This window comes from Microbacterium sp. (assembly GCF_051860965.1).
Taxonomy (GTDB): Bacteria; Actinomycetota; Actinomycetes; order Actinomycetales; family Microbacteriaceae; genus Microbacterium.
Window position 1 is genome coordinate 1 of the sequence record NZ_JBIMKU010000012.1, and the last position, 21,754, is coordinate 21,754.

A 21,754-nucleotide genomic window follows, 5' to 3' on the forward strand; every position below is an offset into this window, starting at 1 on the left:
AATCAAACCGACATGAACACCCCGGCGCGTCGCAACATGGGCCAGATAAGACCGACGCCCCTGGGCCAAATCAGAGTGACAGAGTCAGACGTTGCTTGCCGACAGCGAGGAGGTGAGTATCCCGAACTGACCGCGGCATCGTCAGAACAGCCAACCCGCACGGTGTCGAGGAACTCCACTAACAAGCGGGACGTCACCCGCGGTACCCCGCGGGTGTCTGTCGAGAGCCGAGACGATAGCCTTCGCTTGAGTAAAACCAATGACGAGGGGCGTTTGCACAGTTGGAGCTTCACAGCCGGGATCAGTTGCTCCACCTTATCCCTGAGCTCGCCGCGCTCCAGGCGGAGACAGGCTGGGTGGAGTTCAAGGTGGGGAACGAAGACCCCGCCACTATCGGACAGAATATGTCCGCCCTCGCGAACTCGGCCCGGCTCGACGATGAACCCTTTGGGTACATAGTTTGGGGCGTCCGTGACGAGGACCACGTAATTGTGGGGACGACTGCGGACCCCGTCAGTCAGAAGATCGGCAATTCCGAGCTAACGAACTGGCTGGCCACTCAGCTCACACCCCCGCTCCACTTCGAGTTCACGACAATCCAGCTCCGCGACATCAGGTTGGTCGTCCTCACGATCGAAGCGGCAAGCTTTCAACCTGTCCAATTCAAGGGCGTCGAGTACATTCGCGTGGGTTCCTACACGAAGCCGCTCAACAAACATCCGGATTACGCAAGGCGTCTGTGGAAGTCATTCGAGCGAGAGCCGTTCGAGCTCGCATCTGCCCGCGACCGGCTCACCGATGATGATGTGCTGGGGCTCCTCGACTACCCAAGCTACTTCGATCTCATGAATCGACCGCTTCCCGACAACAGAGCTGGCATCCTCGAAGCACTCAGCGCGGAGAGCCTCATCCATCGGATGCCCGGAACTGGCTGGCGGATCACGAATCTTGGCGGGCTGCTCCTCGCAAAGTCCCTCGACAGCTTCCCAACGCTGCGACGAAAGGCGCTAAGAGTCATCCAGTATGAAGGCAAGACGAAGGTCAAACTCGTCAAGGAGCAACTCGGTGTGAAGGGTTACGCCAATGGTTTTGAAGGACTCATCGGCTACATCAACGGGGTCCTCCCAGCAAACCCCGTGATCGGGCAGGCGCTTCGAACCACGACACCCGTGTATCCCGAGTTGGCCGTGCGCGAGTTGGTCGCGAACGCTCTCATCCACCAAGACTTCACGACTGGTGGAGCCGGCCCAACAATCGAGATTTTCGGGGATCGGATCGAGATTGCAAATCCCGGCGAGCCAATGGTGCCTGTCGAGCGGTTGGTGGACGCGCCGCCTCGCAGCAGGAACGAGAAGCTCGCATATCTGCTCCGCCGGATGGGTATCTGCGAAGAACAGGGCAGCGGCTGGGACAAGGTTGCGTTTCAAGTTGAGTTCTACCAACTCCCCGCTCCGATCGTCGAAGCGGGCGCCGGAAGCACGCGGATCACCATGCTGTCCCCCCGAGATCTTCCGAAGATGACGCGGGAAGACAGAGTGCGTGCGGTCTACCTTCACGCTTGTCTGCGCTACACCTCGCGCGAACACACGAACAACGCTTCCATCCGCACGCGGTTCGGGATTGCGACGAAAAACAAGGCAACAGCCTCTCGACTGCTCGGCGAGGCAGTCAAAGCGGGCGCCATCGTCCCGTACGACCCAGACGCGCCGCCCAAGCTGATGCGCTACGTGCCGTTCTGGGCTCAAAAAGAATCGGGGCAGACGGACTTCGTTGATGAGTAGTTGATTCGCGAAGCGTTCCGTCCAGGTAATTTGCGAGCTATCCCTCCGGTACCCGCGAAAAGACGCGAGATTTGGTGGTGCTGATTTTGGTTGATGGGTAGTTGATGAGGAACCCGCCGTTTTGGTACGGAAAGAGTCAGACACGCCGCGTCGTCATTAAAATCCCAGCCAAAGATATCGCCAGAGCGCCACGCCAACGCAGAATCTGTCGGCACGGTTAAGGGCGAACCGTCACCGCACAGCAGAGAGCCGACATACTGCTTTCACGACGGTCGCCCAACACACGACGGCAGCCGTGCCCTCGCTGCGAGGCTAGGGCACGGGCCAGCGTTATCGCGACGTAGACGGACACTCCGGGCTTGCCCTGGATGCTGCCGGCGTCGACTTCCGTGCCGTCGACAGTGGTGAGCATCCGGAGCCGGTACGGTGTCTCGTTCGAGCCGGGTCGCTCGTCGAGAATTTAGTGGCCCTTCGCCCCCCGTTCGACGATCGCGCGGGCTTCGCGACTCGCCTTCCCCCGGCGTGCGCGTTCGACGGCGACGGGGAAGTAGTCGGGGTGTTCGGTCGCGGTCTGGGCGGTCGGCGATCACGTCGGGGTCGTCGTCGAACTCGAACAGGATCGCGGCCTGGTCGAGACTGAGGCCGTGCTGGCCGACGAGGATAGTGGCGGTGTCGCTTCCGGACGGTGAGGCCGGTCTTGATGCGGCCGCGTTTGGTTCCGGTCTTGCGGGCGATCGCGGACACCGACAGCCCGGCGAGTTCCATCTGCTTCCACGCTTCGACGCGGTCGCGCCAGCCGAGGATGGGGACGAGGACGCCGTTGGCGCGGATGCTGTCCAGGAATCCCTTGTCGGTGGTGACCTAGGTGCGGATGCTGGGTTCGATGTCGAGCGCCTGCGGGTCGAGGTGTTCGAGTCTTCCAGTGGTCATTTCTCTTCTGCCTGTGTTGTTTGCCGTGAAGGCACATAGTGCCGGAGCAGGGAGGGTGGGCGGAGTGCCAGGGACCGTGGAATACCGGACGAAGCGCCAGCGGAGGAGGATATGCCGCGAAAGCCCTTGCACGCAGCCCGGCCGACCGTACGATGCCGCAGGCTTCACGGCAAACAACAACCGTCGTCAGCGGCTGTCGAGGTGAACCTTCTCACGGGGCTTCGTGAGATGGCCGACATGGACTCCGCACATCAACGCACAACGGATCGGTCGGTCGCTCCCGTGTCCCGATATTCGATTTGGGGTTTTTTCGGGTGACGGTAGACTCGCGCTCGGAGGGAAGATGCGTGCTGCTGTGCCGTCATGGCGTCCGAGTGACGCTGTGGCGTACGACGAGCTGCTCTCCTCGACCCTCGCGGGCTCACCGACCGCTGACGCAGAGTCAGCGTGGGCGCGCGCCGTGCGAACGCGCGGGTTCGACCGTGCGGCTGTGATGGAGGTCGCAGCGACGATTCCATCGTCTTGCCGTGCGCGTGAGCTCGAATCGCTCGATGCGGCGCGGGTACTCGAGGATGAGATTCTGCCCATCGTCTTCGCAAAGGTCGCCACGTCAGATCATCCGCGCTTGACGCTCCTGGGCGGACAGCGAGGGTCCGGAAGATCACGAGCCATCGGGCAACTCATCGACACCTCCCCCGCGGGGACGGCAGTCATAGCGCCTGACGCCCTTCGGCGCTTCCTGCCACAGTCGGACGCCTCGTCGAGCGAGTCTGCGGCGGACCGTGCGGCAGTGGTCGCCGGCTGGTTGAGCGCGTGTCTGCGATATGCGAGAGATCGCCGCCTTTCCGTGTTGGTGGATGCTCCGCTCCGTTCCGCTGAGGCGACTCACGGGCTGCTGGACACATTCGGGTCGCAAGGGTTCGACACGGTTGTCGCCGTTGTGGGGGTGTCGCGTGCGGAGAGCCTCATCGCGGTGGCCTCGTCCGAGTTGCGAGAGAGTGGGACGGGTCGCTCTGGCGTGAACGTCTCCGCTCACGATCAGGAGTTGGTCGAGACGCGTTCGGTGCTCGACGCGATCCGGCAGAACTTGGCAGCGGGACGCGTGATGGTCATCGACCGCAACGGGACGCCCGTGTTGGACCGGACGCGCGATGCGGGACTGGAGGGCGCGGTGGAAGCGTTCGACCGCGCCGTGTCGTCTCCGATGTCGACTCTGCAGGCGACGCAGTGGTTGAGCGAGCGTCGCCGCATCTCCGAGTTCGTTGCTGACCCTGCTTCTCGTCGATCCGATATGGCCGACGCGATGGTCGCGCTGAACGATCTCGCCCTGCGGGAGGTCATTCCCCGGCTCAACGTGCCGTCGGCATCTCCGGTCTCTCGGATGCTGGAGACCCGTATCGCGAGTGAGTTGGCACCCCAGCGGCGCACCCGTCCGCGTCGCGAACCGCAGATCGCGACGGGCCCGGTCGTGACGCCACCGGCACCTGACCGCGGCGGACCGTCACGGTGAGCCGGATCGTCGGCTACACCCGCATACTGGTCGACGACGACACCTCGGCCGAGACCGCGACGCTGCACGGCGCGGGCGCGATCATGGTCTTCACCGATACGTCGACGGACTGGCCGACCTCGACGCCCGAGCTCGACGCCTGTCTCGCCACGCTTTCTGAGGGCGACACTCTGCTCGTCACGTCTGCCGCGCGCCTCGCGCCGTCAGCTACCCGATTCACCCGGACCCTCGCCGGGATGAGTGCACGCGGCATCCGCTTCCGCTCACTCGCGGAGAGATCGCTCTCGACCGACGACGGCCCGCGGGAGCCGGCGGAGGTTTTCGGGGCCTTGGAGGCACTCCGTGTCGAACTCGCGCGCGTGCGAGGCCGCCGGCGGCTTTCGACCGATGGTGCGGAGAGCAGGCCGCGAGGACGACCCTCTGTGGTCACTCCCGAGCGCCTCGCGATCGCGGTCGAGCTCCGCCGCCACGGCCGCTCCCTCGCACACATCGCCGGCGTCCTCGGCGTGAGCACGAGCGCCGTCCAGCGCGCGCTCGCCCCGATCGACGTCGACCGGATCTAGAAGAGCTCGAGCGGCGATCCGGCCGTCCCGATGAAGAGCGCGCTGATCACCGCGAGAGCGGTCATCACCAGCACCGCTTGCGCCAAGCGCGCCGCGCGCAGGATCTGCCCACGCAACCCTGCAAGGACGATGGCGGGCATCACGAGCACGACACCCATGGTGAGGATGACGGTCGCAACCATCGCGACGACCCCGAAGGTCTGGGGGTTCATGACTGTGCCCCACCGGAATCGATCGCCGCTTCGGACAGGGAGTGTGCGAGGGCTTCGCGGTTCGCGGTCGGATCGATGATGGTGTCGCGAACGAGAGCGCGCAGCCGTTCGAACGTGTCGGTGGGGATGCCGCGGAGGGGCTGGATGCACCAGTCGACGTCCTCCTCCACGGTGTATCCCGGCTCGTGCTCTGGTTTGTCGGAACGGTAGGTGAGTGCAGAAACCGCGACACGGTAGGTGACCGCTTCGGTGTGTGCTCGATCGATCATGGTGATCTCCTTGCTTGAGAGTGTGACGGACACCACTGACACGGCGCGAGACATATCGGAAGCGGTCATCGGCTGAGACCTCCGGCATGCGGGGCGGACGGGGACGTGTGCGGTGCGGCGGGGTCGGGAGTGGCGGTTCGGCGTCGTCCCGTCCGCAGTTGGTTGTTGACGCGACGCCCGATCGCATCCATCCGAGCCTCCTCGGAAGCTCGCACCGCGGCATCGACGTCCGCCTTGCGATCACCCAGCACCTGATCGACACTGCGTCGAGATACGTGCAGGTTGAGCTTCACACGCGCACCCGGGTCGATCGCGAGATACTCGGTGGCTCGAGCACGCGCGCAATCCCGCTGCCACCAGGCGATCAGCTCGGGCGGTGTCGGTGGGCCGTTCAGGTTCGCGGTGAGGCGCTCGGGCGTGAGCGGTCGTGCGAAGAACGCGTCGGCTTCCGCCCTGTGCGCGGCCCGATCGGCGGCCGTGGTGCGATGGCGCCGGTAGGGCGGGAGCCCCGCCTCGCGGCGCCGACGCTCGCGCTCGCGATAGCGACGTTGACGTTCCCGAGACGAGTCCGGCGACGCCTCCCGAGCAGCTTTCCGTTGCGCGAGGATCCGTTCGCGATTCGCGGCATAGTAGGCACGCGCCTTCTCTCGTAGCTCTGGGGCATTGTCGCGGTACTGAGCGCGCAGCTTCGCGTTCTCGCGATCCTTATTCTTGTCGCGCCAGCGCTTGTTGCTCTCCCGACGCTGCGCGAGGTACCCCTCAGGATCCTTTAGCTTCTGCTGCCCTCGCCAGGCACGGGTGGCCATCGCGATCCGGTCGCGGTTGGCGACGTAATACTCGCGGGCGTTGACACGCCGACGCTCAGCGAGCTCCTGCTCCTGGCGCCTCTCGGCTGCTCTTCGCCGCATGTACGCGCGGTTGCGGGCGTTCTCGTAGTCGCGGTGCTCCTCGTGATAGCGGCGGTGATACTCGCTGACGTGTTCTTTGTGATTCGCCTGCCACTGCCGCTTGTACTCGCGGATCTCCTCTCCGTGCTTCTCCATCGCCGCACGGCGGTACCCGCGATACCGATCCGGATCACGCCTGTACTTCTCCCTGCGAGCTCGCAGTCGCTCCTCCCGCGCCGTCGGGTCCTCGGTCGAACCCGCGTCGTGCTCAGACATGACGGCGCGCCAGTTGCTCGATTAGATCCGGGCGAAAGCCAGACCAGTGGTGCTGGTAGTCGCCGTTGACCACCACAACGGGAGCCTCGCTGTATCCGAGATCGTCGGTGACGTACTCACGTGCTGCGAGGTTCTCGCGCAGATCGACGACGACGTACTTAAGGCCGAACTTGTCGGCGCACCGGCAGGTGAGCGTGCAGCGCATGCACGCGGGTCCCGTCGAGTACACGATGAGCGAGGGCGGGTCAGTCATCGAACTGACCGCCGTGGGCGCCGTCCTGCACCCACTTCTCGAGCTCATCGAGCGCGTAGACCACCTTCGCGCCGAGCTTTCGGTAGGGCGGTCCCGTGTGCCGATACCGCCACATCGCCAACGTCTGAACCGTCACGCCCGGCAGCATCTCTGCAACGCGCGCGGGGCTGATAAAGATGTGAGACAGGCCAGGGGCGGCCGTGTTGCTCGTGATGGTCATGATCGCCTCCCGTGTGTGAGTTCGTCAGGATTTGACACGAGTGTGTCATTTATTGATACAGTAAGCAAGAGGTAAATCTGAGATTCCCTGACGCGATAAGACAAACTAGGGAGGTGAAGGTCGACGTGAAGACTCTCGAAGGCGCTCCTATGACCGCGGACGCCACCAGCGAGCGAGTCGGATCAGCACTCCGCATCGCGCCAGGATTCATCGCCACGCATGTCAGCGAAGACGGCGGCGTCCAGACGACCATCGAGGCGCACTACATTCGCATCCAAGGGAGATACGTCGTCCGAGCCACCAGCGTTCGCGCACTTTATGACGACGTCGAGGCGAACGGTGACACCCTGCGCCAGGTCAACGTCCAGCGCATTGTGCAGGCCGCCGCACCTCAGTGCATCGCGCTGACGTTGAGCGACGAACCCTCGGCTCAGTGGCTCACGGTGGCTGAGATCAGTTCCGTCGAAGGCCGCCTCATTCCGCAATGGATGGCCGACGAAGCCGTGAAGCGCGGGCGCAACAATGACTCCCGCATGGACATCGTGGAGATCGTCTACGGCGCAGCAGCACTCTCCGCCTCCGCACCGATCAAAGCCGTCGCGCGCGAACTGCGCGTCCCCCACCGGACCGCGGCAGTCTGGGTTGGTCGAGCACGAGACGAAGGTCGCCTCGAAGGAATGAGCTACATCGTCGGCCGACAGGCGGATGGGTAGCATCCACCCCTACAAGACGACTCAGGGGACTCGGTACTACGTCCGGTATCGGAAGCCGGACCATACGCACGCCGCGAAGCGTGGGTTCACGAGCAAACGCGAGGCTCGAGCCTTCCTCGACTCCGTCAGCGTCGCCATGGGCAACAAGACCTACATCGATCCGACGGATGCCCGAATCACTGTGGAAGAGCTCGGCGAAGCGTGGCTGAAGGACCAGGCCGCGGTGCTGAAGCCTTCATCCCACCACCCCCTCGAATCCGCTTGGCGTATCCACGTGGCACCCGCCTGGGGGCGCCGGCGTGTGGGTACGATCACGCACAGCGAAGTCAGGGCGTGGGTCAGCGAGCTCGCCACCACGCGGGGGGCGACCACCGTAATCCGCAGCTACGGCATCCTCGCGGCGATCCTCGATATTGCAATGCGAGATAGACGGATCGCCGATAACCCTGCACGCGGCGTCCGCCTTCCGAAGAAGCGACCGAAGCCACGTGTCTATTTGACCCACACGCAGGTCGCTGATCTCGCTCGACTCTCCACTCACCCGGACGTCGTTCTCTTCCTCGCCTACACCGGCCTGCGCTGGGGGGAGGCGACCGGACTCCGCCTGCGCGACGTGGATCTCAATCGGCGTCGAGTCACCGTCTACGAGAACGCCGTCTTGGTGAACGGACATCTACACGTGGGATCACCGAAGTCACACGCTAGCCGGGCCGTCCGCTATCCAGATTTCATCGACTCGCTCGTGCGCGCGGCATTCGACGGCAAGCATCACGAGGAGCTGCTGTTCGGAGACGGCCAACTCCACATGCGGTTACCAAACTCCCAAGCTGGATGGTTTGCGAAAGCGGTGAAGCGTGCGCAAGCGCAAGATCCGACTTTCCCGCGCGTGACCCCTCACGATCTGCGCCACACAGCTGCCAGTCTCGCGATCAGCGCTGGTGCGAATGTGAAGGCCGTTCAACGCATGCTGGGCCATGCGTCGGCCGCAATGACCCTCGACACCTACGCAGACCTTTTCGACGACGACCTGGATGCCGTCGCGTTCGCTCTCGGACGAGCGCGGCAGCAGTCACTCACCGTCGTCCACGAGACTGGGCCGATAACGGGCCCTGGAGTGACCGGTCAAAACCCTGGCTGGAGCCGCTGAGAACACCCGATGTTCTCAAATTGTTCTCACTTGCCCGATCTGGGCACGGGAGAAGCCCCGCGATCCCAGTGTTTGCAAGGGATCTCGGGGCTTCTGTGGTGGCGGTGACGGTGGGATTTGAACCCACGGTAGGGGGTTACCCTACACAACTTTTCGAGAGTTGCACCTTCGGCCGCTCGGACACGTCACCGTGGGATAGTTTACGACACGCCGACGTATGCCGCGAATCCGCGCGCTCGCGACGCCGACCCGCCTCGAAGGAGCCGCCCCGTGGACCTCGCCCGCGTCGATCCATCCCTGCGCGAGGCGACGCGCCGGGCACCCAGACTCGACCTTGAGAACCCCCTGGTGCTGTGGCTGGTCTCCAGGCTCTCACGCCTCGCCCCGGGCAAGAAGGTCGACGGCGTCGAGCGCCGGATCGTGAACGAGGGCAGTCTTCGCGTCAGGGTCTACACGCCGCCTCACCCGTCCGGGGCCGGCCTTCTCTGGATCCACGGCGGCGGGCTCGTTCTGGGCTCGGCAGCGGTCGACGACCGCATGTGCGGCGAGACCGCCCTGAGCACGGGTGCCACGGTGGTATCCGTCGACTATCGGCTGGCGCCGCGGCATCCCTTTCCGACGCCTCTGGACGACTGCGCCGACGCCTTCACCTGGCTGACGCGGAACGCCGCGGACCTCGGGATCGACCCCGCCCGCATCGCCGTGGGCGGGCAGAGCGCGGGCGGGGGGCTCGCGGCATCCCTCGTCCAGAAGCTCGTCGACGAGGGCACGCCCGTCGCAGCGCAGTGGCTCTTCTGTCCCATGCTCGACGACCGCACGGCGACCGATCGTGCGCTCGACGCGGACCAGCACTTCGTATGGACCAACCGCTCGAACCTCGTCGGCTGGCGGTCGTACCTCGGCGCGCGCATCGGCTCTCCGGAGCTCCCCGCATACGCGGCGGCCGCGCGCCGCGACGACCTCGCAGGCCTGCCGCCGACGTGGATGTACGCCTCGGACATCGAGCTGTTCCACGCGGAGGACCTCGCCTACGCCGAGCGACTGCGGGATGCCGGCGTCGACGTGACCTTCGAGACCGTCGCCGGCGCGCCGCACGCTTTCGAGGCCTGGGCGACCGACACCGTCCTCGCGCAGGAGCTGCTCGCGCGCGCACGCGATTGGCTGCGCGAGCGCGTCTGATCAGTCCGCGGCGATGAAGCCGCGCACCGCCGCATCGAGGTCGTCGCGATCGCGGATCGACGTGGGCCGCGGATAGCTCGTCGTGAGGAAGTGCTGCGCGTAGGGGAAGCAGGCGACCTCGAACGGCACCTCGTCGAGGAACGCCGCACCGAAGGTGTTGACCCTCAGCTCGACGGCGTCGAGCGGGATGCGGATCGCCTCACGCATCTCATCGGGGTCGAAGATGAGACCGAACGGCTCCTCGCCGGGGCTCAGCAGGCGCCCGCCGTAGTCGACCGACAGATTGCCCTCGATCCAGAGCCGTTGATCGAGCGCGCGCCGTTCGCCCGCCGGGACGGATGCCGTGACGGCGAGATGATTCGCGCGCTCGCGGCTGCGCACGTCGACGACCACGTCGCCCCGATGCGACGTCGTGATCACGGCGCGCTCGGTCGTCGCCGCCGAGAAGCCGCCGCCCGGGTCGTAGTTGATCGTGTTCGACTCGTAGTCGCAGATGACCCACGTGAGCATGCCCGTGCGCGTGTTCTCGGCGATGACGTAGAGCTCGACGCGTCCGCCCCAGAAGACCGAGGTGTGCACCGAGAACGCCCCGACGATCCCGATGTACCGCGGCTGCTCGTCATCGAACATGGACGACGGGATGAGGCGGTATCCCGGCGGGAGCTGCCGCTCGGCGGCCGCCTGGTCACGGATCTCGTACGCGAGGAACAGGCAGTAGGGCTCGACGACGAACCCCATGTACTCCTCGCCCTTCGCGTGTGCGACGATCCAGCGCTGCAGGCGCATGGGCATGCGCGCCAGCATCTCCGCCCGACCGTGCAGGGCACCGACGGCCTTGGGAGACACCGTTCCCTCGGTATGCGAGATGAACGCGTGCAGTTCGGCCGACTCCATGAGGTCAGCGTATGCGCGACACCGTCCTACTCGCTCATCGCCTCCGCAAGCAGTTCGACGACGCGCGACGGCTCATCGATGCCGGTCGAGAACACGTAGGTCGTCGTGAAGCCGAGGGCGGCCAGTTCAGCGGTCTGAGCGGTCACCGAGGCTGCGGTCGACGACGGATCCACGCGGATCATCGCGGTCTTCTCGATGTCGTCGTAGTCGCGGCCGACCGCGTCGCAGTGTCCGCGCAGCACGTCGAGCTTGTGCGCGATCTGAGGGGATGCCGCGAGGTTGCAGGCGTCCGCATACTGCGCCACCATCCGCAGCGTCTTCTTCTCACCGCCGCCGCCGATCATGAGGAACGGATGCGGTCGCGCGATGCTCTGGGGTGAGTTCAGCGTGCGCTGCAGCTGCCAGATCGCGCCGTCGTAAGGCTCTTCCGAGTCCGACCACATCCGCAGGCAGATCTGGATCGTCTCCTCGAGCTGCTCGAACCGCTCCGCGACGGGCGGGAAGCGGAAGCCGAGACCGTCCGACTCCTCTTCGTTCCACGCGGCGCCGATGCCGAGGCCGACGCGGCCGCCCGAGAGCACGTCGAGCGTCGTGACCTGCTTCGCCAGGAGCGCGGGATGCCGGTAGATCACACCGGTGACGAGCGTGTGGAGCAGGACCTTCTCGGTGTGCGCGACGATGAACCCGAGAGTCGCGTACGCCTCGAGCATCTCGTGCTCGACGGGACCGATCCCCGGCAGCTGCCAGAAATGGTCCATGACGGTGATGCGCCGGATGCCGGCAGCCTCGGCGTTGCGCACGTGCGCGGCGAGCGCAGGTCCGAGGCCGGCTGCGCCCGACCTCCACGTGAAGTCGGCGATGTGCAGCCCGTAGTCCATGAGCGTCCCCGTCCGGTCGGCGATCGGATGCGGCATCCGTTCCCCTCCAGGCTAGAACTGCCAGGCCGCCCTCGGGCCGCGGAACGGCAGTACGTTGACAGAGTGACCGAGAAGATGACGAGCCAGCAGCGTCTCGTCGTCGCGATCGCGGCGCTCGCCTCGTTCGTGGCGTTCCTCGACGGCACGATCGTCAACGTGGCGCTGCCGGCGATCAGTCGGGAGCTCGGCGGCGGCCTCGTGACGCAGCAGTGGGTGGTGGACGCCTACCTCATCACGCTCAGCGCGCTGATCCTCCTCGCGGGCTCGCTGAGCGACGCGTACGGCCGCATCCTCATCATGCGCATCGGACTGATCGGATTCGGCGTCGCATCCATCGGCATCGCGATCGCACCGAATCCCGAGATCCTCATCGTCGGGCGCGCGCTGCAGGGCGCCGCCGGGGCGTTCCTGGTGCCCAGCTCGCTCGCACTGATCACGTCCACGATGCGGGGAGCGCTGCAGGCCCGGGCCATCGGCATGTGGACGGCACTCACCACCGGCGCGATGGTCGTCGGGCCCGTCATCGGCGGACTGTTCGTCGACTACCTGTCGTGGCGCTTCGCCTTCCTCATCAACGTCCTGCCCATCGCGATCACGCTGTGGCTACTGACGCGGCTGCAGCATCCAGACCGTCCCGACGCCGGCGCGCGCATCGACTGGCTCGGCGCGATCCTGTGCACGCTCGGGCTCGGGCTCGCGGTCTTCGCCCTGATCGAGCAGCCGAACCTCGGATGGGGATCGCCCGCGATCTGGATGCCGCTCGCCGGCGGCATCCTGCTGTTCCTCCTCTTCCTCCTGCGCCAGCGCACGGTGGCGTCGCCGATCCTTCCGCTCGAGCTCTTCCGCGTGCGCAACTTCTCGTCGGGCAACATCACGACCCTCTTCGTGTACGCCGCCCTGTCGCTCAACGGGTTCGTGGTCGCCGTGTACCTGCAGCAGGGCGCCGGACTGTCGGCGACGCTCGCAGGCCTCGCGAGCCTGCCGATCACGATCATGACGATCGTGCTGAGCTCGCGCATGGGCGCCCTCGCAGGGAAGTACGGTCCGCGGCTGTTCATGACCGTCGGTCCGATCATCATGGCGATCGGCGCGCTGCTGCTGCTCACGGTCGGGGAGGACTTCGACTACTGGTGGCAGGTGCTGCCGAGCATGCTCGTGTTCGGTCTCGGGCTCGCGGTGACGGTCTCACCGTTGACCGCCGCGATCCTCGGCTCCGTCGAGACGGAGCATTCGGGCATCGCATCGGCCGTGAACAACGCCGTCGCCCGCGTCGCGGGGCTGCTCATCATCGCGATGCTCGCCCTGGTGACAGGGGGCGCGCTCGATCTCGCCGGCTTCCACCAGGCGAACATCGTCGCAGCGGTGCTGCTCGCGATCGGCGGCGTCGTCTCGTTCGTCGGCATCCGCAACCCCCGCCGCGAAGTCGCTCCGACGGATTCGTGACGACTGCCGGTCGACCCTGGCCGCGGGATCCCAGGCCCTGCCAGACTGGCGACATGGCAGTCATCGAGAACTCGAAAGTCACCATCGTCGGCGCGGGATCCGTCGGCTCGAGCGCGGCCTACGCCGCCCTGATCCGCGGTTCGGCGCGGCACGTCGCCCTCTACGACATCGCGACCGAGAAGGCCGAGGCCGAGGTGCTCGATCTCGCGCACGGCACGCAGTTCACCGGCACGAGCGACATCATCGGCGGCAGCGACATCTCGGTCGTCGAGGGCTCTCAGGTCGTCGTCATCACCGCCGGCGCGAAGCAGAATCCCGGGCAGACGCGCATCGAGCTCGCGGGGGTCAACGCCCGCATCATGAAGTCGATGATGCCGCAGCTGCTCGAGGTCGCCCCCGACGCGATCTATGTCTTGGTCACCAACCCGTGCGACGTGCTCACAGTCCTCGCGCAGGAGGAGACCGGACTGCCGCGCGAGCGGATCTTCGCCTCGGGCACCGTGCTCGACACCTCCCGCCTGCGCTGGAAGCTCGCCGAGCGCGCGGGCGTCTCGACGTCGAGCGTGCACGCCTACATCGTCGGAGAGCACGGCGACACCGAGTTCCCGCTGTGGTCGAAGGCCACGATCGGCACGGTGCCGATCCTCGACTGGGTCACGCCCGCGGGCGACCGCATGACCCCCGAGGAGCTCGACCAGATCGCGATCGACGTACGCGACGCCGCCTACAAGGTCATCCAGGGCAAGGGGGCGACCAACTACGCGATCGGCCTGTCGAGTGCGCGCATCATCGAGGCGATCCTGCGCGACGAGCATGCCGTCATGCCCGTCTCGCCCGTGCTCGAGGACTTCCACGGCGTGAGCGGGGTCGCGCTGTCGGTGCCCTCGATCGTCAGCGCGAAGGGCGCGGTGCCGATCCCCGAGACGCCGTTCGACCACGGCGAGCTCGAGCTGTTCCACAAGTCCGCAGAGGCGCTGCGCGCCGTCGCCGATTCGCTGCGCGACTGACGCAGCCCGCTTCTCCCACCTCGCCCGCCGCTCGCCGCGTGCGGTGCACCCATCCCGAGAGCACTTCCTCTTCACGAGACCGTTCGTCGCACGCGCACGTAGTGAGCGCGCTCGTGCGGATGAAGTGCTTTCAACGAGCAGCGAGGATGGATGCCGCGGGCCGCACGACCGATGTCGGCGCGCCAGATTAGCCTGAGTGCATGGCATCCCGACGCCCCGCGACAGCTGCGCCCTACCGGTGCACCGAATGCGGGTGGACGACGCTCAAGTGGGTCGGGCGGTGCGGCGAATGCCAGCAGTGGGGCACGGTGGTCGAGGCCGCAGAGCAGACCGGCATCACCCGCGGTGTGACCGCGGTCTCTCCCGGCGCGGGGCGCGCGGCTCTTCCGATCACGCACATCGACTCGCGCGACGCGCCGCGGCGCACCACCGGGGTCGGCGAGTTCGACCGGGTACTCGGCGGCGGGCTGGTGCCGGGCGCCGCGATTCTGCTGTCGGGCGAGCCGGGCGTGGGCAAGTCGACACTGCTGCTCGAGGTCGCGGCGAAGTCCGCGAAGGTCGGGCGGCGCGTGCTCTACGCGAGCGCCGAGGAGTCCACGGCGCAGGTGCGCCTGCGGGCCGAGCGCACGGGCGCGCTGCACGACGAGCTCTACCTCGCGGCCGAGACCGATCTCGCGACGATCCTCGGACACGTCGACGAGGTGCAGCCCGAGCTGCTCATCGTCGACTCGGTGCAGACCGTGGCATCCGGTCTCTCCGAGGGCATGGCCGGGCATCCGTCGCAGGTGCGGGAGGTTGCTTCCACCCTCATCCGCGTCGCGAAGGACCGCGGCCTGCCCGTCATCATCGTCGGTCACGTCACGAAGGACGGCTCGATCGCGGGCCCCCGGATCCTCGAGCACCTGGTCGACGTCGTCTGCCACTTCGAGGGCGATCGGCAGACTTCGCTGCGGTTCGTGCGCGCGCTCAAGAACCGCTTCGGCCCGACCGACGAGGTCGGCTGCTTCGACATGACCGGAGCCGGCATCGCCGAGGTGCCCGACCCGAGCGCGCTCTTCCTCGGTCACGGCTCACCCGAGCCCGGCACGTGCGTCGCGATCGCGCTCGAAGGCCGCCGCGCCATGCCGGTGGAGGTGCAGGCGCTCACGATCGCGTCGACATCTCCGAACCCGCGGCGGATCGTCAACGGAGTGGATGCCGCGCGCGTCGCGATGGTGCTCGCCGTCCTCGAGAAGCGCTGCGGCGTCGAGACGTCGAAGCTGGATGTCTACGTCTCGACCGTCGGTGGGGTGCGCTTCACCGAACCCGCCGCCGACCTCGCCATCGCGATCGCCGTCGCCGGCTCGGTGCGCAATGACGCGGTGCCGCGCACGCTCGCGGCGGTCGGCGAGCTGAGCCTCGCGGGGGAAGTGCGTCCCGTCACGCAGGCTGCTCAGCGGCGCTCCGAGGCCGCCCGACTCGGCTACACCGACGTCATCGACAACCGCTCGGGCACGATCAGGGCGGCACTCAACGATGTGCGCGCTCGCGTGAGGTCGCGCCCGGGCGACGACGTCCCCGACTTCTGATCCCGCGACGCCGCGCGCTACGCGTCGAGGGCGGCGATGACGTCGGCCGGTGTCGCCTGCATCGGATGCGGGCCGGCGATGTCGAAGAACACGGTCGTGATCTCATCACCGTGCGTGCCGAGAAAGGCGCGCAGTGCCGGAGGCGACTGCAGTGCGATGGCCGCGGGCAGTGTCGCGGGCTTGAACGTCGCGTCGCTGAAGAGCAGCAGGGCCACCTGGCCGGTGTTCGGATCGCGGTAGGTCCACACCTCGCCGACGTCGAGCGGATTGTCGCGATCACCCGGCGACATGAGCGGCACGACCGTCGGTCCGTGGCGCAGGGCGAAGGCGACCGCGGCGATGTCCTGCGTCTGCAGGGCGTCGCTCAACTGCGGATTGCGGAACTCGAGGGGGTCCTTCTTGCGCTTCTTTCCGGCCACCGTTCCAGCCTAGGCGGCGCGGTTCGTGAGGAGAATCTGCGAATCGAGGGCGCTTCCGCGCCCGCTCGCCCTCTCCGGGCCGGTTCTCCTCACGAGCGGCGCGGCGGACGGCGCGCGGCATCCATCCGAAGGAGGATCCCGCGAGCGAAGGACTCGGTGGCCGGAATCGTCCTTCTCTCGGGCGAATCTCCTTAGCTCAGGTACGGGCGCGGAGGGCCCGGCAGATTCAGCCGAGCATCACGCGAGGAAGCCCCGCAGGAGCGCCTCGGAGCCGGCGAGGTGGTCGAGGACGGCCGACTCGGCGGCGTCGGCCCGCCCGGCGAGGATCGCGGTCACGATGCGCTCGTGCTGCTCGTTCGAGTGCTCGATGTTGCGTGGCAGCAGGGGGAAGGTGTCGAGCCATGCGTTGACGCGCGCACGGTTCTCGGCGGCGAGGTTCACGAGCGACGGGATGCCCGACATCTCGGCGATCGTGAGGTGCAGCAGTGTGTCGAGTCGGCGGTAGTCGCCCTCGCTCGCCGTCGACGTGGCCTCGAAGCGCGCCCAGAGCTCTTCGCGCACGGGCTGGTCGAGGGTCCGCTCGGCCGCGGCGCGGGCGGCACCGGCTTCGAGCACGCGGCGCAGGCCGAGGATGTCGTCCAGCTCCGCGGCATCCACTTTTCCCGGATCCGGTGGCTGGGGCAGGGGATCTGCGACGAACGTGCCGCCGTACCGACCGCGCCGCGGCACGAGGAACCCGGCGTCCGCAAGCTCGCGGATCGCTTCGCGGACCGTGTCGCGGCTCACGGCGTAGCGCAGGGCGAGTTCGCGTTCAGGCGGGAGCGACTCCCCCGGTGCGACGACCCCGAGCCGGATCGTCTGCACGAGCCGCGCGACGGTGTCCTCGAGGGCGTTGCCCTCGCGCACGGGCCGGTACACGGCCCGGCGCACCTCGCGCAGCGGCTCGTCGGTCATGTCCCCGTCCGCCGCACCGTGCACAACGTCGGCAGATCCGCGCGATGCGATCTGGCAGAACGGCGTGTCGTCCGGCGACGACCACCGATTGCCGACGTTGTGCCCATGCGCATGCTCACAGCGGGGTGACGTAGGCGTTGGTGATGCCGCCGTCGACGACGAACGCCGTCGCGGTGATGAAGGATGCGTCGTCCGACGCGAGGAAGGCGACCGCCGCCGCCATCTCGGACGGATCGGCGAAGCGGCCCATCGGCACGTGCACGAGTCGGCGCTGCGCGCGCTCGGGATCCTTCGCGAAGAGCTCCTGCAGGAGCGGCGTGTTGACCGGACCGGGGCACAGCGCGTTGACCCGGATGCCCTGCCGCGCGAACTGCACACCGAGCTCACGGGTCATCGCGAGCACGCCGCCCTTCGACGCCGTGTAGGAGATCTGCGACGTCGCCGAGCCGAGCAGGGCGACGAACGATGCCGTGTTGATGATCGAGCCGCGCTCGGCGGGCACCATGTGCCGCAGGGCGGCGCGGGAGCAGAGGTAGACGCTCTTGAGGTTGACGTCCTGCACGCGATCCCAGGCCGGAAGCTCGGTCGTCTCGATCGAATCGTCGTCGGCGGGCGAGATGCCCGCGTTGTTGAAAGCGATGTCGAGTCGGCCGAACTGATCGGCGACGCCGTCGAAGAGCGCATCGACGGATGCCTCGTCCGCCACGTCGACATGCCGATACACGCCGCCGACCTCGGCCGCGGCGGCCTCGCCGGTCGTGGGATCGAGATCGGCGATCACGACGATCGCGCCCTCCGCGGCGAGCCGTCTGGCGGTCGCGAATCCGATGCCCCCCGTTCCGCCGGTGATGATGGCGACACGGTCCTTGAGTCGCTGTGTGAGGTCGATCATCCGACCCGTCCTTCCTGCGGGAGCGTGTCCCACTCTGACTCGGAATGGCCTCGGGATAGCGGCACGTCGTGGGACACGAGGCGCGAGAGATGGGACACTGATGCCGGGGTCACGAGGCATCCGTCGCGAAGAAGACGTTCTTGGTCTCGGTGAAGTGCTCGGCCGCGTCGGGTCCGAGCTCGCGGCCGAGGCCGGATGCCTTCATGCCGCCGAACGGGGTCCAGTACCGCACCGAGGAGTGCGAGTTGACCGACAGCACCCCGCTCTTCACACCGCGCGAGACGCGCACGGCGCGGCCGAGGTTCTCCGTCCAGATGGAGCCGGCCAGGCCGTACGCGGTGTCGTTCGCGAGGGCGATCGCGTCGGCTTCGTCGTCGAACGGCAGCACCGCGACGACGGGACCGAAGACCTCTTCCCGGGCGATGCGGTCCTCACGACCGGCCAGCACGACGGTGGGAGCGAACCAGAATCCATCGCCCTCGGGTGCGCTTCCGCGGAACGCGACGTCCGCCCCGTCGAGGAACGACGAGACCGTCGAGCGGTGCGCGGCCGAGATGAGCGGCCCCATCTCGGTCGACTCGAGCGATGGATCGCCGACGCGCCACGCGGTGACGGCGGGCTCGAGGAGTTCGAGGAACCTGTCGTACACCGAGCGCTCGACGAGGATGCGGCTGCGCGCGCAGCAGTCCTGACCCGCATTGTCGAACACGGCGCCGGGCGCTGCGGCCGCGGCCTTCTCGAGATCCGCGTCGGCGAAGACGATGTTGGCGCTCTTGCCGCCGAGCTCGAGGGTCACGGGCTTGAGCGCGCGCGCGCAGCCGGCGGCGACCTCGACACCGACGGAGGTGGAGCCCGTGAAGACGACCTTGCGGACGTCGGGATGCGACACGAATCGCTGCCCGACGACCGAACCCGATCCGGTGACGACCGTGAAGAGCCCCTCCGGCAGGCCGGCGAGCAGAGCGAGCTCGCCGAGACGCACCGCTGTCAGCGGGGTGAGCTCGGCGGGCTTCAGCACGACGGCATTGCCGGCGGCGAGCGCCGGCGCGAACCCCCACGACGCGATCGTCATGGGGAAGTTCCACGGGACGATGATGCCGACGACGCCGTAGGGTTCGTGGATCGTCACGTCGAGTCCGCCGGCGACCGGGATCTGCTGCCCGCTCAGTCGCTCGGGGGCGCCGGCGGAGAAGTTCAAGACCTGGGCGACGTGGGATGCCTCCCACCGCGCAGAGCCGATGGGATGCCCCGAGTTGAGCACTTCCAGCTGCGCGAGCTCCTCGACGTGCTCTTCGACGACGCGGGCGAAGGAGCGCAGGGCGTCGGCGCGCGCGACCGGCGCCAGGGCGGCCCACGACCGCTGTGCCACGACGGCGCGGGCGATCGCGGCATCCACCTCCTCCACGTCGGCGCGAGGCATCTCGCGGAAGGGTGCCCCCGTCGTCGGGTTGATCAGAGTGAACGTCATGCGCTGACCGCCTCGTTTCGGCCGGCCGAGTAGGCGGACGCCTGCGCCACGAGCCCGGCGAAGAGACGGCGGTCCTCGGCGTTCTCTTCGGGATGCCACTGCACGCCGACGAGGTAGCCGCCGTCGTCGGATTCGATCGCCTGCACGAGTCCGTCGTCCGTCCGCGCCGTCGCGATGAGGCCGTGTCCGAGCCGATCGATGCCCTGGTGGTGGTAGCTGTGCACCTCGACGTCGCCCGCGCCGACGAGCCCCGCCAGACGCGAGTCGGCGTCGACGGTGACGGTGTTGGTCGCGAAGACACCACCGCCGATCCGGAACCGCTCGGTGCCGAGCGCCTCGGGAAGGTGCTGGTGCAGCGTGCCCCCACGTGCGACGTTCACGAGCTGCAGCCCGCGGCAGATCGCCAGGACGGGCAGTCGGCGCTCTTCGGCACCGCGGTACAGGGCGAGCTCCCACTCGTCGCGATCCGGGCGCGCCGGGTCGGTCAGCGGGTGGCGCTCGGCGCCGTACAGCTCGGGCTGCACATCGAGGCCGCCGGTGAGGATGAGCCCGTCGAGCCCGTCGAGCACGGGGCCCGCGGCTTCGCTCGCGAACGGCTGGGGCGGGAGCAGCACCGCGATGCCCCCCGACGCCGTCACGGCGTCGAAGTACTGCTGCGGCAGGAAGGCCGCTCGCACGTCCCACACACCCTGCTTGGCCTGCTCGAGATAGGTGGTCAGGCCGATCACCGGCCGGCGCTCAGAGACGTTCGAAGCCACGCACCCGCTCCCAGTCCGTCACGGCCGCGTCGTAGGCCTCGACCTCGATGCGCGCCTGATTGAGGTAGTGCTCGACCACGTCGTCGCCGAAGGCGGCGCGCGCGATCGTCGACTGCTCGAACAGCGCGGCGGCCTCGCGCAGCGTCGTCGGCAGGTGATCGACCTCGGACGAGTAGGCGTTGCCGGCGAGCGGGTCGGGCATCGGAAGCTCGTTCTCGACGCCGTACAGCCCTCCGGCGATGATCGCCGAGATCGCGAGGTACGGGTTGACATCGCCCCCGGGCACGCGGTTCTCAGGGCGCAGCGACTGGCCGTGACCGATCACGCGGAGGGCGCACGTGCGGTTGTCGAGACCCCACGCGACGCCGGTCGGCGCGAACGTGCCCTTCTGGAACCGCTTGTACGAGTTGATCGTCGGCGCGTAGAGGAGCGTGAACTCCCGGAGGGTTGCGAGGATGCCGGCGACCCAGTGCTCCATGAACGGGCTGAACCCGTACGCGCCGTCGCCCGCCATGACCGGCTCGCCGCCCTCACCGCGGACCGAGAGGTGGATGTGACAGCTGTTGCCCTCGCGCTCGTTGAACTTCGCCATGAAGGTCAGCGACTTGCCGTGGTTCTCGGCGATCGCCTTCGCGCCGCTCTTGTAGATCGTGTGCTGGTCGGCCGTCTCGAGCACCTCGGCGTAGCGGAACGCGATCTCCTGCTGACCGAGGTTGCACTCGCCCTTGACGCCCTCGGTGTACAGACCCGCTCCGTCCATGGAGAGCCGGATGTCGCGCAGCAGCGGTTCGAGACGCCCTGACGCGAGCAGGTCGTAGTCGACGTTGTAGTCGGTCGACGGCGTGAGCTCGCGATAGCCCTTGGCCCAGGCATCCCGATACGTGTCGTCGAAGACGATGAACTCGAGCTCGGTGCCCGCGTAGGCGGTGAGGCCCCGTTCGGCGAGGCGTTCGCGCTGGCGCTGCAGGATCGCCCGCGGTGACTGCGCGACCGGGTCGCCGTTCTCCCACCCGAGGTCGGCGATGACGAGGGCGGAACCCGGCTGCCACGGCACGCGGCGGAGGGTCGCGGGGTCGGAGACGAGCATCATGTCGCCGTAGCCCTTCTCCCAGCTCGACATCGTGTACCCGTCGACGGTGTTCATGTCGACGTCGACCGAGAGCAGGTAGTTGCAGGCCTCCGCACCGTGGGGCAGTACCTCCTCCTGGAAGAGCCGCGCCGAGACGCGCTTGCCGACGAGCCGGCCCTGCGCATCGGCGAAGGCGACGATGACGGTGTCGATCTCGCCCGCGGCGATCGCGGCATCCAGTTCGGCGACGCTGAGGTTGCCCGGCATGCGTCCCTCCTCGAGGCTCCGGAACGCGACCCGGCGCCGCGCTCCGGCATCCACTGTAATCACGAAATCCGCGCCAAAGGTAGACACAGCCGACCAATAGGCTCCACAATCGTCGGCAAGGCGCTTCCCGGGCACCAACCGACTCCCACGGAGGATCG

Annotated in this window: 23 protein-coding genes and 1 tRNA gene; 10 read left to right on the forward strand and 14 right to left on the reverse strand. The window is 67.5% G+C overall.

Features of this window, described 5'->3' with window-relative positions; all coding sequences use genetic code 11:
• Positions 1–356 precede the first annotated feature (356 nt).
• The 4 genes from ACTIFV_RS18080 to ACTIFV_RS18095 all read left to right on the forward strand — a co-directional run bounded on the left by ACTIFV_RS18080 (position 357) and on the right by ACTIFV_RS18095 (position 4,784).
• A complete protein-coding gene (locus ACTIFV_RS18080; RefSeq protein WP_439594199.1) occupies positions 357–1,781 on the forward strand; it encodes an ATP-binding protein in 1,425 nt (474 codons plus the stop codon).
• A 669-nt stretch (positions 1,782–2,450) separates the two neighbouring features.
• A complete protein-coding gene (locus ACTIFV_RS18085; RefSeq protein WP_439594200.1) occupies positions 2,451–2,750 on the forward strand; it encodes a hypothetical protein in 300 nt (99 codons plus the stop codon).
• 454 nt (positions 2,751–3,204) lie between these two features.
• Entirely contained in the window at positions 3,205–4,221 is a 1,017-nt protein-coding gene (locus tag ACTIFV_RS18090) for a zeta toxin family protein (RefSeq protein ID WP_439594260.1), read from the forward strand.
• On the forward strand, positions 4,218–4,784 hold the full coding sequence (locus tag ACTIFV_RS18095) for a recombinase family protein (protein ID WP_439594201.1): 567 nt from the start codon (positions 4,218–4,220) through the stop codon (positions 4,782–4,784). Before ACTIFV_RS18090 ends, ACTIFV_RS18095 begins: the two co-directional genes overlap by 4 nt.
• On the opposite strand, the gene ACTIFV_RS18100 is transcribed toward ACTIFV_RS18095, so the two are convergent.
• The 5 genes from ACTIFV_RS18100 to ACTIFV_RS18120 all read right to left on the reverse strand — a co-directional run bounded on the left by ACTIFV_RS18100 (position 4,781) and on the right by ACTIFV_RS18120 (position 6,901).
• Complete coding sequence (locus ACTIFV_RS18100) at positions 4,781–4,996, reverse strand: hypothetical protein (RefSeq protein WP_439594202.1); 216 nt, start codon at positions 4,994–4,996, stop codon at positions 4,781–4,783. The two genes, ACTIFV_RS18095 and ACTIFV_RS18100, sit on opposite strands and share 4 nt — an antisense overlap.
• Positions 4,993–5,265, reverse strand: coding sequence for a hypothetical protein (locus ACTIFV_RS18105; protein ID WP_439594203.1), 273 nt, complete (start codon positions 5,263–5,265; stop codon positions 4,993–4,995). Before ACTIFV_RS18105 ends, ACTIFV_RS18100 begins: the two co-directional genes overlap by 4 nt.
• Before the next feature lie 65 nt (positions 5,266–5,330).
• The gene (locus tag ACTIFV_RS18110) at positions 5,331–6,428 is read right to left on the reverse strand and encodes a hypothetical protein (protein WP_439594204.1); all 1,098 of its coding nucleotides are present in this window, start codon (positions 6,426–6,428) and stop codon (positions 5,331–5,333) included.
• Positions 6,421–6,681, reverse strand: a complete 261-nt coding sequence (locus tag ACTIFV_RS18115; RefSeq protein ID WP_439594205.1) for a glutaredoxin family protein — start codon at positions 6,679–6,681, stop codon at positions 6,421–6,423. Before ACTIFV_RS18115 ends, ACTIFV_RS18110 begins: the two co-directional genes overlap by 8 nt.
• A complete protein-coding gene (locus ACTIFV_RS18120) occupies positions 6,674–6,901 on the reverse strand; it encodes a helix-turn-helix transcriptional regulator (RefSeq protein WP_439594206.1) in 228 nt (75 codons plus the stop codon). Before ACTIFV_RS18120 ends, ACTIFV_RS18115 begins: the two co-directional genes overlap by 8 nt.
• A gap of 113 nt (positions 6,902–7,014) precedes the next feature.
• Between ACTIFV_RS18120 and ACTIFV_RS18125 the strand changes: the two genes are divergently transcribed.
• Together ACTIFV_RS18125 and ACTIFV_RS18130 are read left to right on the forward strand one after the other, a co-directional pair.
• The gene (locus tag ACTIFV_RS18125) at positions 7,015–7,614 is read left to right on the forward strand and encodes a hypothetical protein (RefSeq protein WP_439594207.1); all 600 of its coding nucleotides are present in this window, start codon (positions 7,015–7,017) and stop codon (positions 7,612–7,614) included.
• Between the two features lie 136 nt (positions 7,615–7,750).
• On the forward strand, positions 7,751–8,761 hold the full coding sequence (locus ACTIFV_RS18130) for a tyrosine-type recombinase/integrase (protein WP_439594208.1): 1,011 nt from the start codon (positions 7,751–7,753) through the stop codon (positions 8,759–8,761).
• Positions 8,762–8,860: 99 nt separating this feature from the next.
• Here ACTIFV_RS18130 and ACTIFV_RS18135 read toward each other — a convergent pair.
• A tRNA-Ser gene (locus tag ACTIFV_RS18135) sits at positions 8,861–8,951 on the reverse strand.
• 80 nt (positions 8,952–9,031) lie between these two features.
• Here ACTIFV_RS18135 and ACTIFV_RS18140 point away from each other — a divergent pair.
• Positions 9,032–9,940 (forward strand): alpha/beta hydrolase, encoded by a 909-nt coding sequence (locus tag ACTIFV_RS18140; protein WP_439594209.1) that lies wholly within the window; start codon positions 9,032–9,034, stop codon positions 9,938–9,940.
• Here the strand turns inward: ACTIFV_RS18140 and ACTIFV_RS18145 are convergent, their stop codons facing one another.
• Complete coding sequence (locus ACTIFV_RS18145) at positions 9,941–10,834, reverse strand: hypothetical protein (RefSeq protein WP_439594210.1); 894 nt, start codon at positions 10,832–10,834, stop codon at positions 9,941–9,943.
• A 26-nt stretch (positions 10,835–10,860) separates the two neighbouring features.
• On the reverse strand, positions 10,861–11,748 hold the full coding sequence (locus ACTIFV_RS18150; RefSeq protein ID WP_439594211.1) for an LLM class F420-dependent oxidoreductase: 888 nt from the start codon (positions 11,746–11,748) through the stop codon (positions 10,861–10,863).
• A 78-nt stretch (positions 11,749–11,826) separates the two neighbouring features.
• Here ACTIFV_RS18150 and ACTIFV_RS18155 point away from each other — a divergent pair, with 78 nt between their 5' ends.
• From ACTIFV_RS18155 to radA, 3 genes are all read left to right on the forward strand, one after another.
• Entirely contained in the window at positions 11,827–13,194 is a 1,368-nt protein-coding gene (locus tag ACTIFV_RS18155) for an MFS transporter (RefSeq protein ID WP_439594261.1), read from the forward strand.
• 53 nt (positions 13,195–13,247) lie between these two features.
• Complete coding sequence (locus tag ACTIFV_RS18160; protein WP_439594212.1) at positions 13,248–14,201, forward strand: L-lactate dehydrogenase; 954 nt, start codon at positions 13,248–13,250, stop codon at positions 14,199–14,201.
• Positions 14,202–14,401: 200 nt separating this feature from the next.
• Positions 14,402–15,769 carry a DNA repair protein RadA gene (gene radA / locus ACTIFV_RS18165; RefSeq protein WP_439594213.1) on the forward strand — a complete coding sequence of 456 codons (1,368 nt, stop codon included), beginning with the start codon at positions 14,402–14,404 and terminating at the stop codon, positions 15,767–15,769.
• Between the two features lie 17 nt (positions 15,770–15,786).
• On the opposite strand, the gene ACTIFV_RS18170 is transcribed toward radA, so the two are convergent.
• From ACTIFV_RS18170 to ACTIFV_RS18195, 6 genes are all read right to left on the reverse strand, one after another.
• The gene (locus ACTIFV_RS18170; protein ID WP_439594214.1) at positions 15,787–16,188 is read right to left on the reverse strand and encodes a dehydrogenase; all 402 of its coding nucleotides are present in this window, start codon (positions 16,186–16,188) and stop codon (positions 15,787–15,789) included.
• A 237-nt stretch (positions 16,189–16,425) separates the two neighbouring features.
• Positions 16,426–17,142 (reverse strand): FadR/GntR family transcriptional regulator, encoded by a 717-nt coding sequence (locus tag ACTIFV_RS18175; protein WP_439594215.1) that lies wholly within the window; start codon positions 17,140–17,142, stop codon positions 16,426–16,428.
• A 115-nt stretch (positions 17,143–17,257) separates the two neighbouring features.
• The gene (locus ACTIFV_RS18180; protein WP_439594216.1) at positions 17,258–18,034 is read right to left on the reverse strand and encodes a 3-oxoacyl-ACP reductase; all 777 of its coding nucleotides are present in this window, start codon (positions 18,032–18,034) and stop codon (positions 17,258–17,260) included.
• A 109-nt stretch (positions 18,035–18,143) separates the two neighbouring features.
• Complete coding sequence (locus tag ACTIFV_RS18185) at positions 18,144–19,502, reverse strand: aldehyde dehydrogenase family protein (RefSeq protein WP_439594217.1); 1,359 nt, start codon at positions 19,500–19,502, stop codon at positions 18,144–18,146.
• Positions 19,499–20,260 carry a gamma-glutamyl-gamma-aminobutyrate hydrolase family protein gene (locus ACTIFV_RS18190; protein WP_439594218.1) on the reverse strand — a complete coding sequence of 254 codons (762 nt, stop codon included), beginning with the start codon at positions 20,258–20,260 and terminating at the stop codon, positions 19,499–19,501. The genes ACTIFV_RS18185 and ACTIFV_RS18190 overlap by 4 nt, the downstream gene beginning before the upstream one ends.
• Complete coding sequence (locus tag ACTIFV_RS18195) at positions 20,241–21,596, reverse strand: glutamine synthetase family protein (RefSeq protein ID WP_439594219.1); 1,356 nt, start codon at positions 21,594–21,596, stop codon at positions 20,241–20,243. Before ACTIFV_RS18195 ends, ACTIFV_RS18190 begins: the two co-directional genes overlap by 20 nt.
• Between the last annotated feature and the right edge of the window lie 158 nt (positions 21,597–21,754).

Bases quoted from the DNA above. Each gene is read 5' to 3' on its own strand.
- ACTIFV_RS18090 (WP_439594260.1), top strand. From the start codon at position 3,205: ATGGAGGTCGCAGCGACGATTCCATCGTCTTGCCGTGCGCGTGAGCTC.
- ACTIFV_RS18100 (WP_439594202.1), bottom strand. From the start codon at position 4,996: ATGAACCCCCAGACCTTCGGGGTCGTCGCGATGGTTGCGACCGTCATC.
- ACTIFV_RS18105 (WP_439594203.1), bottom strand. From the start codon at position 5,265: ATGATCGATCGAGCACACACCGAAGCGGTCACCTACCGTGTCGCGGTT.
- ACTIFV_RS18110 (WP_439594204.1), bottom strand. From the start codon at position 6,428: ATGTCTGAGCACGACGCGGGTTCGACCGAGGACCCGACGGCGCGGGAG.
- ACTIFV_RS18115 (WP_439594205.1), bottom strand. From the start codon at position 6,681: ATGACTGACCCGCCCTCGCTCATCGTGTACTCGACGGGACCCGCGTGC.
- ACTIFV_RS18120 (WP_439594206.1), bottom strand. From the start codon at position 6,901: ATGACCATCACGAGCAACACGGCCGCCCCTGGCCTGTCTCACATCTTT.
- ACTIFV_RS18130 (WP_439594208.1), top strand. From the start codon at position 7,751: ATGGGCAACAAGACCTACATCGATCCGACGGATGCCCGAATCACTGTG.
- ACTIFV_RS18145 (WP_439594210.1), bottom strand. From the start codon at position 10,834: ATGGAGTCGGCCGAACTGCACGCGTTCATCTCGCATACCGAGGGAACG.
- ACTIFV_RS18150 (WP_439594211.1), bottom strand. From the start codon at position 11,748: ATGCCGCATCCGATCGCCGACCGGACGGGGACGCTCATGGACTACGGG.
- ACTIFV_RS18155 (WP_439594261.1), top strand. From the start codon at position 11,827: ATGACGAGCCAGCAGCGTCTCGTCGTCGCGATCGCGGCGCTCGCCTCG.
- ACTIFV_RS18160 (WP_439594212.1), top strand. From the start codon at position 13,248: ATGGCAGTCATCGAGAACTCGAAAGTCACCATCGTCGGCGCGGGATCC.
- radA (WP_439594213.1), top strand. From the start codon at position 14,402: ATGGCATCCCGACGCCCCGCGACAGCTGCGCCCTACCGGTGCACCGAA.
- ACTIFV_RS18175 (WP_439594215.1), bottom strand. From the start codon at position 17,142: ATGACCGACGAGCCGCTGCGCGAGGTGCGCCGGGCCGTGTACCGGCCC.
- ACTIFV_RS18180 (WP_439594216.1), bottom strand. From the start codon at position 18,034: ATGATCGACCTCACACAGCGACTCAAGGACCGTGTCGCCATCATCACC.
- ACTIFV_RS18185 (WP_439594217.1), bottom strand. From the start codon at position 19,502: ATGACGTTCACTCTGATCAACCCGACGACGGGGGCACCCTTCCGCGAG.
- ACTIFV_RS18195 (WP_439594219.1), bottom strand. From the start codon at position 21,596: ATGCCGGGCAACCTCAGCGTCGCCGAACTGGATGCCGCGATCGCCGCG.